This is a genomic window from Rhodococcus sp. 27YEA6 (assembly GCF_044908235.1).
GTDB classification, from domain to species: domain Bacteria; phylum Actinomycetota; class Actinomycetes; order Mycobacteriales; family Mycobacteriaceae; genus Rhodococcus_F; species Rhodococcus_F qingshengii.
The window spans coordinates 1-15,765 of the sequence record NZ_JBIYCY010000013.1 but is presented as its reverse complement, the minus strand read 5'-3'; the positions used below and the strand labels follow the sequence as shown (position 1 = coordinate 15,765).

The following is a 15,765-nucleotide window of genomic DNA, read 5'->3' as shown; positions in this document are numbered from 1 at the left end:
GAGGTGATCTCAAAGTTCGCCGCTCCCTCGCCGGAGAATATTGCCGCTCACTGGGACGAGGCCGTCGTCGTTGTCGTCATGAGCTGTAGCGTGCGATCTGCCGCACCCACGTCTACGGAGGACAGCATGCAACCCGAGGGCCCTGCCGAACAGATTCGTTCAACGCTCGCTCGCATCGCGCATCTTGCCGATACCGGCTCGGTCGAGGATTACGTGGAGCAGTTCACCCGCGAGGCCGAATGGAACATGCCGGCCAACCCCGATCGCGGTATCCCCGCACAGGTACGACGTGGCCGCGAAGAAATTGCTGCTGGAGTAGTCGAGCGTCGAGCCGCCGGCATACAAGGCCCGGGCACATTCACACGCCACGTCACCACGGCGATCGCCGTGGACGTGACCTCGGAAACGACAGCCCGCGCGGATGCGGTGTGGACGTTCTACGTCGACACAGCCACGTCGCCCGAACTCAGCGGCGTCGGGAGCTACGCGGACGAGTTCGAACTCGAAGACGGGCGGTGGCGACTGTCGCGACGAGTGATCTCGCGCGGCTGACGGTCAGTCTTCTTCGCCGGTGATCGCCTCACACCAGTCTTCGACCTGATCGATCCCCTCTTCCGTCCATTCCGGGCTCATGTCTTCGAGTGCATCGAAGACAACCTCGCAGGTCAGCATCTCCGGTGAACCCTCCGACCCCGCTGCCGCGGTTCGCTCCGCAGACGCTGTCGCAACTGGGCCGGCGGCCAGCGCAACCGCCATCGCGCCTGTTCCGACCATCGCTTTCACACGCATCGGTTCTCCTCCTTCACTCTCGCTTCGGTCCTCGGGGTACCCGACTCGCCCCGCGCTACCCATCCCCGTCACTCATGTCCGACTTTCGGCGCCGACGGCATAGACTGAGCTCGTCGCGACCACGCTCTCGCAGCGTCGGGGGCGACAGATACACAGCTGGATCAGAATCGGAAGGCATCCCATTACAGAATCTCCCGCTCCGCACGACATCTACTTCGTACCCCCGGAGCAGGACAGCCCCAATCCCGTGGAACCGGCGTCGGCCGCGTCACGCGCACGGATGGGCGAGCTACCCGAGACCGTCCGATTCAAGAATCGTTTTGCCCTCGCGATCACGACCACCACGCCGCTCGAAGCGATGGTCGAAGATCTCCTCTTCATCCGCGACATCCTCGACGCCGCAGGAATCGAGTATCTACTCGTCCGCGGAAACGACGAGCGCCCGGTCATCGCGGTCAGCTGGACGGAACGCAAGAACCTGCGGCAGGCACTTGTCGAGGGATGCGCAAACGCACCCTTCTATTCCAAAACCGTCGACGCGAAGAAGAGTCCAGCGCTCCTTGTCGCGGACGGTGCCCTGTCGAAAACCAACAAGTCACGGATCTTCCGCTTGTTCCGTCCGAGGGTTCACGTCGCAAGCGGTATGAACTACGGCGCGAACATCGGCGTTCAGATCGAATTGTGGTCGATTTCCGACGAAGAAATCGTCCTACCCGTCGAGAACTCACTGACACGACGAACCGTCCTCCCCGAAGAAGCTGTCCGAGGAACCGTCGAGCGATTCGGCCGGATCTGGCCGACCATCGAGAACATGTTCGCCGATCATGCCTCCGATATCAGCTTCGATATCGATCTTGTCTTTTCCTGGGTCGACGGTTCTTCCAAAGAGTTTCAGGCTCAGCGCGCCAAGCGCATGCAGAACTACATCGTCGGCGAGGGCGACGAATCAGAAGCGCGCTTCCGTCAGATCGACGAGCTCAAATACGCACTTAGATCTATCCACATGTACGCGCCGTGGATCCGGCGGATCTTCGTCGCAACCGATTCCGATCGTCCGGACTGGCTTGCCGACGATCCGCGAGTCACGTTCATGCCCAGCGAAAAGTTCTTCGCCGATCCAAGTGTGTTGCCCACCCACAATTCTCAAGCTGTCGAGTGCCAGCTGCACCATATTCCGGGTCTGGCAGAGCATTTCCTCTACTCCAATGACGACATGTTCTTCGGTCGCCCCGTCGGCCCTGACATGTTCTTCTCCCCCGGTGGGATCAGCATGTTCATCGAGGCCGACACCAGAATCGGATTGGGACACAACGACAACGACCGCAGCGGGTTCGAGAATGCGGCCCGCGTCAACCGCCGTCTGCTGCAGGACCGCTTCGGTATGATGACCACCAGACATCTGGAGCACGCAGCGACGCCACTACGCAAGAGCGTGATGGCCGAGATGGAACGCGAGTTCGCCGAAGACTTCGCGGCCACTGCAGCAAGCACCTTTCGCGCGAGTTCCAATATCTCGGTGACCAATTCGCTGTACCACTACTACACGCTCATGAGTGGACGGTCGGTGGTGCAGAAGTCCGCAGCCGTCAAATACGTCGACACGACGGTCAAGGCCGGTTTGCGCGACATGGACTCACTGCTCGCCAAGCGCTCCATGGACTTCTTCTGCCTCAACGACGGCAGCGCTCCGGAGATCGATCTGGAACTTCGCACACGCAAGATCACGGAGTTTCTGGAGAGCTACTACCCCATCCCTGCTCCCTGGGAAGCCTAGACGAAACGAGGGCCCAGCCGATTTCGGCTGGGCCCTCGCCACTTCGGTCGATCAGCGTGCTGTCACGTGCTCCCGCTGCACCGGAATGGGCAGTCCGAGATTGTCACGCAACGTCGTTCCTTCGTAGTCACTGCGGAGGACACCTCGATCCTGCAACAGCGGCACCACGTCGTCGACGAACTCGTCGAGGCCGGTCGGCACGAGGTGCGACCCGAGGATGAATCCGTCCGAACCGTCGTTGCTGACAAACGAATCTATTTTCTCGGCAACCTGCTGCGGTGTACCGACGATCGGTCCACGCTCGAACTGATCGATCACCACTTCGCGCAGATTCAACTTCTTGCTCTCGGCTACCGCGCGCAGTTTTGCGACGGTCGCGAAACGATCTTGGTGAATGAAGGCGCGGCCCTGGATGATCGGCGGAGCCTCGGGATCCGGAGCGATATCGGGTAGTGGTCCTTCGGGGTCGTACTTCGACAGATCGAGATTCCAGATCTGTTCGAGCAGAACCAAAGCGGTCTGGCCGGTGACCTGCTGGTCGCGAATCTCTCGGTACTTCTCGATCGCATCTGCCTCCGAGGTGCCGAGAACAAAACTCGCCGACGGCAGGATCTTGATGTCACCCGGGTCACGTCCGGCCGCGACGGCACGTGCTTTGATATCGCGATAGAAATCGGCCGCCTCGGGCAACTGACCGTACGGTGAGAAGATCGCGTCGGCATTGCCAGCAGCAAAATCGCGCCCCTGCGGCGACACCCCGGCCTGCAGAATAACCGGGCGCCCTTGCGGACTGCGCGGCACCGTGAATCGGCCGTTCACGTCGAAATGTGATCCATGGAAAGCAAATTCACCGGCATCCGGTCGCGCGAGAAAGCGCCCTGATGCCTTGTCGGCCACGATGTCGTCATTGCGCCACGAATCCCAGAGTTGACGCACCAGCGCTACGGTCTCCTCCGCACGCTCGTATCGTTGCGCACGATCCAGGTATCCGCCGCGACGAAAGTTCTGGCCGGTGAATGCGTCGAACGAGGTGACGACGTTCCAGGCGGCACGTCCTCCGGACAACTGATCGAGCGTCGCGAATTGTCTTGCCAGCTCGTAAGGCTCGTTGAACGTGGCGTTGATGGTGCCTGCCAAACCGAGGTGTTCGGTCACTGCTGCCAACGATGCGAGCACGGTGAAGGTGTCCGGCCTACCGATGATGTCCTGATCGAAAATCTGTCCTGCACGCTCACGAAGGGCAAGGCCTTCGGCGAGGAAGAAGAAGTCGAACTTCCCACGCTCGGCGGTTCGAGCGGTGTGTTCGAAGGAATCGAACTCGATCTGGCTGCCCGCCTGCGGATCCCACCATGCAGTGTGATGGTTGACGCCGCCGAGGTAGGCACCCAGGATGACCTGCTTACGCTTCTGAGAACTCATGAAAATGTATTCCTCGTCTGTCAGGCGGCCGGAGTACCGGCGGCGTAGCGGTTGGGAACGTCGATGGGTAGGCCAAGCAGTCCGCGAAGATTCGTCTGCGGATACTCGGTGCGGAATACGCTGCGTCGCTGCAATTCAGGTACCAGCTCACCTGCGATCGCGTCGAGGTCGTCCACGACGACGCCCGGCCGCAACCGGAAGCCGTCGATTCCCAACTGCTGCCACCGGAGCAGAAGATCTGCCAACTCAGCCGCGGTGCCGGTGAAGGTCAGCGCGTCCGAACGGTATTCGGCGCCGGCCTGGGCGTCGAGGCGAGCGAGCCGTTCCTTTCCGGTTTCTTCCGGAGCATCGAAGAATACGACGATGTCGGTGAAGACCCGAAGCGGTTCGCCGGTGCGCTGCACGTGTTCTTCGGCTACTCGCACTTCACCCAGGATTGCCGTGACCTGCTCGTCGTCGAACGGCGTCACGAACACCAGATCGGCCGTCCGCGCCGCCAGCTCGTACGCGACCCGCTGATGAGCCAATGCGGTGACGACGGGATGCCCCTGCGGCGGGCGCGGAGTCACCGACGGTCCACGGACGGAGAGGTACTTTCCCTCGAAGTCGATGTAGTGCAGCTTGTCCCGGTCGATGAATCGGCGCTGCTCCACATCACGGATCTCGGCGTCGTCCTCCCAACTGTCCCAGAGTCGCCGGATGACGTCAGCGGCCTCCGCAGCTTCGTCGAACAGGTTACGTACGAAGTCCGGGAGGACACCTGAAACGATCGACTGACGCTCGGCATCGGTGAGCGCTGGGATATCGCGTCGCCCGAACTGTGCCGCCTCGGATTCCGAGGCCGACACCTTCACCTGCCATCCGGCGCGACCACGCGAGGTGTAGTCCAGCGTGGCAACGGCTTTGGACACGTGGAACGGCTCGGTGTGAATGGTGGTGATGGTCGGGATCAAACCGATGTTGCTCGTGATCGGTGCCAGTCGGGCGGCCACGAGATGTGCGTCGAGCCGAGCGCGCACCCGGTCAACCGCGTCGTCGACAGGCTCGAGTGGGTTGGCCGGCACCGAGAGACTGTCCTCGATGGTGACGAAATCGAGCAGACCACGCTCGGTGATCGTCACCACGTCAGTCCAATACGACGCGCTGAACAGCTCACTCGGGCGCGAGTGCGGCTCTCGCCAGGCCGCTGGGTGCCAACCGGCACCGTCCAGCGCTACGGCGAGATGCAACGGAGCAAGATGAGAAGAGGGGGTGGAGGTCATCGGCGCATACTCCTGTTCGAGAACTACTCGGGAGCGCACAGTGCCGACCGCAGAAACCGTCAGCACCCGACTGACGGTTCTCGTGGCGACTGCCGCTTGCGACACGCACCGCGCGTGTCGCCAGGTGTGATTCCGGGGCACCCCATCGGCATGAAGGGTTGCCGTCCAGCTAGCCGGTCCTTGTTGCTGGAGCTCTGCACCTACCTCGACGGTAGTGAGTACGCGACCGCCCGGCAATCACCCGGAACTGCGCGTGGGTGCCGGAAACCGCCTGCGACCTCAGATGATCGAGCGTGCCGCCTTTTCGCTCTCGAGGATTCGAATGCCGGCAGCACTGAGCCTCCGGGCACCCTCGGCCGCGTCGACGGGCTCACCGACCGTCACGTGCGCACCGAGTGGAACGACCGAATGAACAATTGTCTCGTCGTACACGTGCACCAGATTGCACCCCTGAGCCCCGTCACGACCACGCTGACCACCGACTTCCACGTTCAAGTCCTGGGTGTAACACGTCGACGACGCCACGGAAACCGGAATGCCGGCGAACGTCGCCGTCGTCGAATAGTGCAGGTGCCCGGCAAGAATCGCCCGGACGTCGCTGCCACGCAAGACGTCTGCCAACCGGGACTGATCGCGCAACTCCACCAGAACCGCGAGATCCTGAATACACGGAACAGGCGGATGATGCAGCGCCAGAATTGTTCCGTCGGGCGCCGGCACCGCCAATTCTGCTCGTAGCCAATCCAATTGGCCATCCGTTATCTCACCGTAGTGATGCCCGGGAACCGACGAATCCAGGGTGATCACCCGCAGTCCGTCAAGGTCGTAGACGTTGTCGACGGGATGATCGGTGGCGTCCTCGCCCAACAGCAGAGATCTGAACGTAGGGCGGTCGTCGTGGTTGCCCATCGCCCAGACGACCTGCGCATCGATCTCGGCCGCCACGGGTTCCACGATGGCTTTCAATTCCGCGTATGCGTCGGGGTGTCCCTGGTCGGTCAGGTCGCCGGTGAATATCAGTGCATCCGGGCGTGCGCCCGAGGCCACGATCCCGCTGAGAACTTCCCGCAATCTCGTCGACGCATCCACGGCGTCGTACAACTCCCCCTGAGCCACCAGATGCGTGTCACTGAGGTGCACCAGGAAATGCTTCGGACGCGGGTACTCGGCATTCCGAACGCTCATCGGTCTCTCGCTTCCGCTTGCCGACGCGTAGGCGCCGGTGCGGCACCTACTGATCGTCGAGACTAGTCAACCGACCAACAGTGACTGATCGGGGCACACCCGACGAACACGAAGCGAACTCCCGCGGCGACCCTCGGGATCGAGTAGTTGAAGCTGCGAGTAGTGTGTGGACAGTGTTGTTCCTGACCAGTCGGCGTTACGTCGACCTTCGCCTGCAGGCGAGCGCAATGTGTACGCGCTCGCTCTGACCTGACGCGTACCAGGAAACATTTCTTCGAATCTGCCCGGCCTCTGGTGCCGCGCTGCGTTTCGCTCCCTTGATTTTCGAAAGGCATAGTCATGCCCAGCTCCACCTCCACCGGCGTGCCGGAAAAGTCCACGTCCCGTTTTCCGTCCTGGGCGACAGCATTCGGACCGCAGATCGTCGCCGGTCTCGTACTCGGCGTCATCATCGGTCTCGTCGCCCGGGCAATGCCTGATGCGGCCGACGGCAACGTCAACTGGTTGGTCGGCACCGTGCAGACCATCGGTTCGAGTTACGTCAAGCTGCTCACCGTTGCGGTGATCCCGCTGGTGTTCACCGCCATTGTCAGCTCCATCGCCAACCTGCGCCAGGTCGCCAATGCAGCTCGCCTGGCCGTACAGACCTTGCTCTGGTTCGCGATCACCGCTTTCATCGCTGTGATCATCGGCATCATCGTCGGCCTGATCACCGATCCCGGTTCACGGACCGACGTCGCCGCCGAAGCCGCGAAGGAACCCAAGAGTTCCGGTTCGTGGTGGGCGTTCATCACCGGACTGGTTCCGAACAACTTCCTCGGGTTGGGTGCAAAGACTTCCGTCGCCGAAGGCGTGGCGACTACATCGCTGAGCTTCAACGTCCTGCAGCTGCTCGTCATCGCCGCTGCAATCGGTATTGCTGCACTCAAGATCGGTCCCAAGGCTGCGCCGTTCCTCGAGTTCAACGCTTCGCTGCTCGCTATCGTCCAGAAGGTCCTGTGGTGGATCATCCGCCTCGCCCCGATCGGCACCGCTGCGCTGATCGCCAACGCTGTCGCCACCTACGGATGGGATGCAATCGGCTCGCTCGGCGTCTTCACCGCGGCCATCTACATCGGTCTGGCCATCGTCTTCTTCGTGGTCTACCCCATCCTGATTGCCGCGCACGGCCTCTCGGTCCGAAGCTTCTTCTCCGGTGTCTGGCCTGCAACTCAACTCGGATTCGTCTCGCGCTCGTCGATCGGCACTCTGCCTCTGACCGAACGCGTCACCGAACGCAACCTCGGTGTTCCGCGTGAGTACGCCTCATTCGCCGTTCCGCTCGGCGCCACCACGAAGATGGACGGTTGCGCCGCAATCTATCCCGCGATCGCGGCGATTTTCGTCGCAGGCTTCTACGACGTTCCGTTGACCTTCACCGACTACCTGTTGATCGTCGTCGTCTCGGTCATCGGCTCAGCGGCAACGGCCGGAACCACCGGTGCGACAGTCATGCTCACACTCACACTCTCCACCCTTGGTCTTCCCCTGGCCGGCGTCGGACTGCTCCTCGCAGTCGAACCGATCGTCGACATGGGCCGTACCGCAGTCAACGTCACCGGCCAGGCACTGGTCCCGGTCATCGTCGCAAAGCGTGAGGGAATCCTCGACAAGGAGCGCTTCGACGCTCCCCGCAACGGTGATCCCTTCGCCGAGGAACTTGTCGACGCGTAACCCTCGATGACTACAGCAGCGTCCTCGCACCTGAGCAATACGGTGCGGGGACGCTGCTTTTCACCCCAGATTTCACCCTTACCGAAATAAACCATTTGGTCGTTATGACCAGTATGCTCAGCCGGCACAGCCCTCCGAAGTGGAAGGGCTGCCCAGTTGAACACGAGGTCACATGAAGCTCCGCCGTCTGGCATTCAGCGTCGCAGGTTGCGCCGCAATCACTCTGGTTGCCGCGCCCGCCGCTCAGGCATCCACGGTTTTCGATTTCCTACCGATCGAGATCGCACGCATGATTCCGACTGGCTCTGCCGACGCAGTCCAGCCGTTCCTTCCCCCGGTCTTCGCACCGCCGGCGCCGCCCGCTCCGCAAGCGCCCCAGAACCAGCCGGCACCGCAGAACACTCCCGCACCAGCGCGGTACTACCAGAACTGCACAGCCGTTCGTAATGCCGGCGCAGCTCCGTTGTACCGGGGCCAGAACGGATACGCCCCGCATCTCGACCGCGACAACGACGGCATCGCCTGCGAGTGATCCAACGCTCGGGTTGTGGTGCATCCACAACCCGAGCACTGTTGTCGAACCGTCAGACGCCCAATGCCCGGGACAGAGTCGGCCACGCCTTCGGCAGTCGTTCACGCCAATACGCCCACGCGTGCGTGCCGTTCGGCTCGTAATCCACCTGCGCCGGAATCTTCAGCTCCTGCAACCGAGCGTCGAACATCTTGGTGCAGGCGTGGGCGGCAACCTCGATGCCGCCGCCGATCACCAGACGCTCGAGCAGTTCAGGAGTCTGCAGCGTCTCGTCAGATCCGGGACGACCGTTTGCCGTCGACACGTAGATTTCCTTGCCACGCAACTTCTCTGCGTTGATCAACGAATCGTGTGCCTCCCACTCCGGGCCCCCTGGCACACCCCAGATGTTGGCCGGATCTCCGCTTCGAGAAGAAATCGTGGCCTGGACGGCAGTTCGGCCGAGCGGATCCATCGTGGAATAACAACCGCTGAACACGGCAACGCCGCGATACATGTCCGGAAAGCGTTGGGCGAGCATCATTGCACCCATCGCGCCCATGGAATTGCCGGCAATCGCGTTGATTCCGTTGGTCTCGAGTCGCGCGTCGATCAGCGGTGGCAACTCCTCGGTGATGAAGGTTTCCCACTTGTGCAGTCCCAGCCGCGGATCCGGATTCTCCCAGTCCGAGTACAGGCTCGCGATTCCGCCATTGAGCATCACGACGTTGACGTTCTTGTCGGCGAAGAACGCCGGGGCGCCGCCGATCGTCGTCCATCCGCTGCTTTTCTCTCCGGCGTCGACACCCTCGAGCATGTACAGCGCTGGGCGCGGAACCGAATTGTCAGCGGGTAGCAAAATCTCGACGCCGACCTCGCGTCGAAGTGCAGGCGACGCCACCGTCAGCCTGACCGCCTGTGGTGCGGTCACCTTCTCGCCGACGATGGCCGGGACGACGATGTCGTCGCGCAGGTCCGGTTTGGGGCCCGGATCCTCCTGAAGTGGTCCCGGGATCGTCGACCCCGAGCTCACGCTTCCCTCGACGCTGCCCAGACTTCCCGAGCTTCCCGAACTACCCGAGCTTCCGGAACTCGGCGCTGCCGTCGACAGTCCGCCCAATTGCAAAGAAAGTGCACAGACGGCCAAACACACCGCACCTGTGCGCGCAGATCGAATCCACGCACGCCGCTCAGTCCTCATGAAACTCCCAAACCAGTCAAAGATGTTTCCGTGAACATACCGTGCAGTTCGGACTTTCTTGGACAAACGACCACGACAAGATCTGTCGGACGCCGCCACTAGGCTGGCCCCGTGCAACAGGACTCAGTCAAGGCCCTCGACCTCGACCGAGTTCGCGCTGTCGTCGACACGACAACCTACGACCGCGGACTTACCTACCTGCGGCAGAATGCGGTCGTGTCCATCAGTTGGAACGGCACCCCGGATACCTTGACCGGGGCCGTGACGGGGACCGCGCGGGAGCCGTACGCCTGCACAATCTCGATAAGTCACAGCGTGGCCGGTGCTGCCACATTCACGCGTGGCATCTGCACGTGTCCCGTGCGGATGAACTGCAAACACGTGGTCGCGTTGGTACTCGCAGCGGTGGCCGAGGCGAACACGACGCCACGACAACTCGGATGGGACCGCGCGCTCGAGGAGTTGCTCCGACCAGACCCCGACGGCCGCACAACTCCCGGACTCGGCATTCAATTCATCGCGCGAACCAAAGGCGCATCGACAAGGCTCCTCGTCAAACCAGTGCAACCAGGAGCGAGAGGGTGGATCTCCGGCGGACTCGCCTGGAACAAACTCGGAAGCACTTTTCAGTTCCCTGCCGACCACATCCGGGTTCTACGCGACATTCATCTCCTCCACAGCGCCGGCAACCATTACCGAAATCAGAATGCAGCGGAGATCGATCTTGCCGGGTTTCCGAGCCCGCAACTCTGGTCGCTTCTTGATGAGGCGATCAGCGTCGGCGTTTCACTCGTTCACTCGAAGGCCGGCCTCGGCAACATCTCCCTACTCGACGACGCCAACATCTGCCTCGACGTCCACGGAGCGGAAGACAACAACCTCCGTCTCACTCCCCGAATTCAGACCGATGGGCACATCATCACCCATTCCGACTGGGGACTTGTCGGTACACCGGCACATGGTGTCTTCGCGCTCGACGCCGCCAACGCGATCACGCTCGCACCGCTGCACACGCCGGTCACCCACCAATTGAGGCAGTTGATCGACTCCGGAAAGTCAGTCGACATACCCGCCGAGCATCGAGATGCGTTCACTTCGCGGTTCGTGTTCAAACTCGGAAGCCTCGCTCCCGTCCTATCTTCCGACGGTGCTTACAACCCACCTACTGTGTCCGGTCCTCGGCTACAAGTGATGGCCACTTACGAAGGCGACCACCGCATCGACATCGAATCGGCATGGAAGTACACAGTCGATGCCGACGAATTGATCATTTCTACCGCGGACACAACCACCGACGAGTCCGAGATCCGCAACCACGTTGCCGAAGATGCCATTGCCAAGAGCCTCGGTGCGGCCGCGGCGAAGGCCACTCTCGCGGGAACTTTGACCGGCCTCGATTCCATGCAGTTCACACTCGACCTCCTGCCCCAACTCGAAGCGCACGACGCCATCGACCTCACGGTTGCAGGAACCCCTGCCGACTACCGGCCTGCAGACGACGCTGTAGTGATCAGCCTCAGCACATCGGCCCCGGACGGTGACAGCGGATCCGACTGGTTCGATCTCGATGTCACCGTCGATGTTGCGGGACAAAGCGTTCCGTTCACAACACTGTTTTCCGCTCTGAGTAAGGGCGAGACTCACATACTGCTACCGGACGGCGCCTTCTTTCGGCTCGACGCACCCGAACTACTCGGCCTACACCGTCTCATCACCGAAGCGCGGTCGCTACTCGATCGACCTACCGGCAAACTCGCGATCAGCAAATTTCAAGCCGGGCTGTGGGAAGAATTGGCGGCGCTCGGAAGAGTCGAACATCAAGCAGCAGCATGGAAGAAGCAGATCGCCGGATTGCTCGGCAGTTCGGGCATCGATCCCGTCGAAGTCCCGGACACGTTGACGGCAACGCTGCGTCCCTATCAGGTGGACGGATTCCGTTGGCTCAACTTCCTCCGCCAGCACAGTCTGGGCGGCATACTCGCCGACGACATGGGCCTGGGCAAGACACTGCAAACCCTCGCAATGATCTGCGCTGCAAGGCAATCGAATCCAGCCGCGCCTCCCTTTCTGATCGTTGCACCCACCAGCGTCGTATCCAACTGGAAGTCCGAAGTGGCGAAGTTCGCACCGACCCTCCACACCGCTGTCATCACGGACACGCTGCGCCGCAGAAAAACCGATCTGGCCGCACTCGTCGACGGGGCGGACATCGTCGTGACGTCGTACGCCCTCTTCCGCCTCGACACCGATGCATATTCCGCGGGCCGCTGGTCCGGACTGGTACTCGACGAAGCCCAATTCGCCAAGAACCACAAGTCCAAGGTCCACCAGTGCGCGAGGGCGGTGAACGCACCGTTCAAACTCGCGATCACCGGAACACCCATGGAGAACAATCTTCTGGAGTTGTGGTCGCTGCTCGCGATCACTGCACCGGGACTGTTTCCCAGCCCCACCACCTTCACCGATTTCTACCGCACTCCCATCGAAAAAGACGGTGATGCAGAACGATTGGCGCAACTGCGACGACGCGTCAAACCGCTGATGGTGCGGCGCACCAAGGAACAGGTGGCTGCGGACTTGCCGCCCAAGCAGGAGCAGGTACTCGAGATCGAGTTGCATCCGAGCCATCGCGCGATCTACGACACCCACCTGCAACGCGAACGGCAGAAGATTCTCGGACTGCTCGACGACGTCGACAAGAACCGGTTCACGATCCTGCAATCGCTGACGCTGCTACGCCAACTCAGTCTCGACGTCTCGCTGGTCGACGAGGAAAACGGACCCGTCCCATCGGCCAAGGTCGACGCTCTCGTCGAGCAATTGGACGACGTCATTGCCGGCGGACACCGTGCGTTGATCTTCAGCCAATTCACCGGGTTCCTCGGTTCTGTCCGCAACCGACTCGACGAGGAAAGAATTCCGTACAGCTATCTCGACGGTTCGACGCGCAATCGCGGTGAAGTGTTGGAGGAGTTCAAGTCTGGTGCAGTCCACGTCTTCCTGATCAGCCTCAAGGCTGGTGGTTTCGGCCTCAATCTCACCGAGGCCGACTACTGCTTCATTCTCGACCCCTGGTGGAACCCGGCCGCCGAGGCACAAGCGGTCGACCGTACTCACCGCATCGGGCAGACACGAAACGTCATGGTCTACCGCCTCATTGCCAAAGACACCATCGAAGAGAAGGTCATGGCGCTCAAAGCCAAGAAGTCGGCATTGTTCTCGAATGTCATGGACGCCGAAGGCACACTGGGCACCGGACTCGACGCCGAGGATCTTCGCGCGCTGTTCGAGTGAGGTGCCTATTCGGTCGAACCGCACCTACCCGCTCACGGTAATGTGAGTCGCGAACGGACAACACAGAACTCCCGAACGAAGAAATCCACTTCGTTCGAACGAGAGGAACCTGAATGGGCGTCACACTTGCCAAGGGCGGCAACGTATCTCTGTCGAAGGCCGCACCCAATCTGACCAAGGTCGCAGTCGGTCTCGGCTGGGATGCACGCAGCACCAGTGGTGCCGACTTCGACCTCGACGCCAGCGCGTTGGTCACCGGCCCGGAGCGCAAGGTCCTTTCCGACCTTCACTTCGTCTTCTACAACAACCTTCGCTCGCCCGACGGATCCATCGAGCACACCGGCGACAACCTCACCGGTGAAGGTGACGGCGACGACGAGGTCATCAACGTCGACCTCCCGGCTGTACCGCCCAACGTCACCAACATCTTCTTCCCCGTCTCGATTCACGACGCCGACGCGCGACTCCAGTCCTTCGGACAGGTCACCAACGCCTACATCCGCGTCGTAGATCTGTCGAACGGCTCCGAATTGGCACGCTACGACCTCTCCGAAGATGCATCCACCGAGACAGCCATGCTTTTCGGTGAGCTCTACCGCCACAATGGCGAATGGAAGTTCCGTGCAGTCGGACAGGGATACGCATCCGGACTCGCCGGAATCGCCCGCGACTACGGCGTGAACATCTGATCTCTATCGGTACACGAAACGGGGTTCGATTCGGCATTGCCGGATCGAACCCCGTTTCGGTTGTCTGCGTCGACGCGCGAGTTAACGCCGCAGGATCGCCCTCGCGAGGTGAACAGCCCAGGGCGAGTCCGCTTTGCTGCCGAACTTCCCCAGCTCGTACCCCGTAGCGCCGATCAATCCGAGCACCTCTACGGTGCTCCCGGACGTATCACGTCTGGAAGTCTGAGCTCCAGCCATCAGGATGCTCGACGACCGAATCGACTCCAGCGCTCCCGCGACGAAACGATGACGATCCGCCGGCGACATGCCGGCGGCTACGGCAAGGAGGACGAGGAGTTCCACCGCTCTCTGCGAGCCGCCGGGCGCAACCGGAACTCCCTCGACGATCACCGACCACGTCATTGACGCGTCCCGCTCTGCCGACTGTCCCCGCTTCGTCAGAACAATCTGCCCTTTGTGCTTTCGCACCAGGCCGAACTTCTTGAGCACTGCGAAGAGTGATCGCCCTTGTGGAAGGTTTACAGGTCCTAGTTCAGGTTCGTCGAGCATCGCGTCGACCGTCGTGAAGAAATCATCGGCACCGATCCCTTCGACACCGATCAGAGCCAGAACCGCTTGAATGCGTTGGCCCGCCTCGACGTGGACCAACTCCCCGATTGCCGACTGATCGTCAATGGCGGCTCGGGCGAGGACCGCATGCAGTTCCGGGACTCGCGAGGGTCCCAGGCATTCGACGAGCTTCGCAATGTCGTACGACGCAGCGATCTCGTCCGGTCTAGGACTATGCAGTCGATTATTGACCTCAGCGATCTCGAATCGTGTCGGCTCGAATTCAGTTTGTGGCCATTCGAGGGTCCATTCATGGGAGCGCAGCTTCTCCGAAGCGAGCACACCGAGGAGTTGCTCGTACTCGTCAGGTCCGACGCATTCCTCTGGCGGACAAGCACCGCGACCCGCGGCACACACAACTTGGAACCCTTCGGGCAGTACTTCGGAAGATTCAAGTGTCAGCGTGTGGCGCCAGTTCCCGAAGCGTCCGTAGCGATAACTGATTTCATCGCCAGGCGAGACCATGACCTCGTCCAGGCGTACCGCGGACTCTACGATCGCCGCTCGGCCGGCCCGACGCTGCTCGGCGTTGCTTCCGGAAGCTACGTACTCTTCGACCTCGCCGGGAAATCGGCTGCCGGACTTGGACCACGCGTGCGATTGACGGTCACTCCACCCCATTGCCCGTTGAACCACCGAATGCAGGTCATCCAGATTCAGATCCGACGCGACGAGGATTCGTCGCCAGATCTGAGTGGAAACATTGTCGACACTGATACGTATCGCGTATTGCGCCGGTACCGCGCGCCTCTTCGAACGCAACGATCGCGCAATCTGAATGCCCCCACGCCCTCCGCCAGCTTCTTGTACAAACCTTTGCAGTTCTTCAGGTTCCGTCGGAACGAGTCGCAAATGCGACACCCTCGAGCTGCTCAACCCCACCATGAGACTCAGCCTAGGCCAAAGTGCTAGGGACGAAGGCACAAAATCGGGGAGTACTTCGGACTTATGAGACGGTTCACAATCTATACCTTGGCTAACAAGTCGCTACGTGCGTCGGCGGCGGCATCTTCCTCGCCCAATTCCTGCCCTGATGGTGTGAACGTACCGTTCCCCTCGTCTAAGAGGGTGAGCGTGTCGTTCACTCGATCCCGGGCGGGGTGCCGGCGGCGTTGCCCGCCCCTGATGGTGTGAACGGTGCGTTGGGTCGATCTGAGGCGACGAACGTACCGTTCACTCGAAGTCGGGGGTGCCGGCGGGGGTGCTTTCGGGTGTTGGCGGGGTGGGGTGTTTTGGGTACGAGAAAGCCCCCCAACCATCACTGGTTGGGGGGCTTCTCTAATGTGTGTTCGGCGGTGTCCTACTCTCCCACACCCTGT

General features: G+C 61.5%; 12 protein-coding genes and 1 riboswitch. Of the genes, 6 read left to right on the top strand and 6 right to left on the bottom strand.

What is annotated here, in order from left to right; all coding sequences use genetic code 11:
* Positions 1-3: 3 nt before the first annotated feature.
* Positions 4-552 carry a nuclear transport factor 2 family protein gene (locus ABH939_RS25270; RefSeq protein ID WP_230358892.1) on the top strand — a complete coding sequence of 183 codons (549 nt, stop codon included), beginning with the start codon at positions 4-6 and terminating at the stop codon, positions 550-552.
* Positions 553-555: 3 nt separating this feature from the next.
* On the opposite strand, the gene ABH939_RS25265 is transcribed toward ABH939_RS25270, so the two are convergent.
* Entirely contained in the window at positions 556-789 is a 234-nt protein-coding gene (locus ABH939_RS25265; RefSeq protein ID WP_287484190.1) for a hypothetical protein, read from the bottom strand.
* A gap of 280 nt (positions 790-1,069) precedes the next feature.
* Here ABH939_RS25265 and ABH939_RS25260 point away from each other — a divergent pair, with 280 nt between their 5' ends.
* Positions 1,070-2,563, top strand: coding sequence for a stealth family protein (locus ABH939_RS25260; RefSeq protein WP_287484193.1), 1,494 nt, complete (start codon positions 1,070-1,072; stop codon positions 2,561-2,563).
* Between the two features lie 51 nt (positions 2,564-2,614).
* On the opposite strand, the gene ABH939_RS25255 is transcribed toward ABH939_RS25260, so the two are convergent.
* The 3 genes from ABH939_RS25255 to ABH939_RS25245 form a co-directional block, all read right to left on the bottom strand.
* The gene (locus ABH939_RS25255) at positions 2,615-3,982 is read right to left on the bottom strand and encodes an NtaA/DmoA family FMN-dependent monooxygenase (protein WP_058227731.1); all 1,368 of its coding nucleotides are present in this window, start codon (positions 3,980-3,982) and stop codon (positions 2,615-2,617) included.
* A 20-nt stretch (positions 3,983-4,002) separates the two neighbouring features.
* Entirely contained in the window at positions 4,003-5,349 is a 1,347-nt protein-coding gene (locus tag ABH939_RS25250; RefSeq protein WP_404650321.1) for an LLM class flavin-dependent oxidoreductase, read from the bottom strand.
* Positions 5,332-5,445: riboswitch (SAM riboswitch) on the bottom strand. It overlaps the preceding gene by 18 nt.
* A gap of 78 nt (positions 5,446-5,523) precedes the next feature.
* A complete protein-coding gene (locus ABH939_RS25245) occupies positions 5,524-6,429 on the bottom strand; it encodes a phosphodiesterase (RefSeq protein WP_230358893.1) in 906 nt (301 codons plus the stop codon).
* Between the two features lie 339 nt (positions 6,430-6,768).
* Between ABH939_RS25245 and ABH939_RS25240 the strand changes: the two genes are divergently transcribed.
* The gene (locus tag ABH939_RS25240) at positions 6,769-8,142 is read left to right on the top strand and encodes a dicarboxylate/amino acid:cation symporter (protein ID WP_404650320.1); all 1,374 of its coding nucleotides are present in this window, start codon (positions 6,769-6,771) and stop codon (positions 8,140-8,142) included.
* Positions 8,143-8,314: 172 nt separating this feature from the next.
* Positions 8,315-8,674 (top strand): excalibur calcium-binding domain-containing protein, encoded by a 360-nt coding sequence (locus ABH939_RS25235; RefSeq protein WP_003940648.1) that lies wholly within the window; start codon positions 8,315-8,317, stop codon positions 8,672-8,674.
* A 52-nt stretch (positions 8,675-8,726) separates the two neighbouring features.
* On the opposite strand, the gene ABH939_RS25230 is transcribed toward ABH939_RS25235, so the two are convergent.
* Positions 8,727-9,854, bottom strand: coding sequence for an alpha/beta hydrolase (locus tag ABH939_RS25230; RefSeq protein WP_404650319.1), 1,128 nt, complete (start codon positions 9,852-9,854; stop codon positions 8,727-8,729).
* A gap of 111 nt (positions 9,855-9,965) precedes the next feature.
* Between ABH939_RS25230 and ABH939_RS25225 the strand changes: the two genes are divergently transcribed.
* Together ABH939_RS25225 and ABH939_RS25220 are read left to right on the top strand one after the other, a co-directional pair.
* Positions 9,966-13,148 carry an SNF2-related protein gene (locus ABH939_RS25225; protein WP_404650318.1) on the top strand — a complete coding sequence of 1,061 codons (3,183 nt, stop codon included), beginning with the start codon at positions 9,966-9,968 and terminating at the stop codon, positions 13,146-13,148.
* A gap of 113 nt (positions 13,149-13,261) precedes the next feature.
* Positions 13,262-13,837, top strand: a complete 576-nt coding sequence (locus ABH939_RS25220) for a TerD family protein (RefSeq protein ID WP_003940660.1) — start codon at positions 13,262-13,264, stop codon at positions 13,835-13,837.
* A gap of 81 nt (positions 13,838-13,918) precedes the next feature.
* Here ABH939_RS25220 and ABH939_RS25215 read toward each other — a convergent pair whose 3' ends face one another.
* Positions 13,919-15,208 carry a plasmid pRiA4b ORF-3 family protein gene (locus ABH939_RS25215; protein WP_404650317.1) on the bottom strand — a complete coding sequence of 430 codons (1,290 nt, stop codon included), beginning with the start codon at positions 15,206-15,208 and terminating at the stop codon, positions 13,919-13,921.
* Between the last annotated feature and the right edge of the window lie 557 nt (positions 15,209-15,765).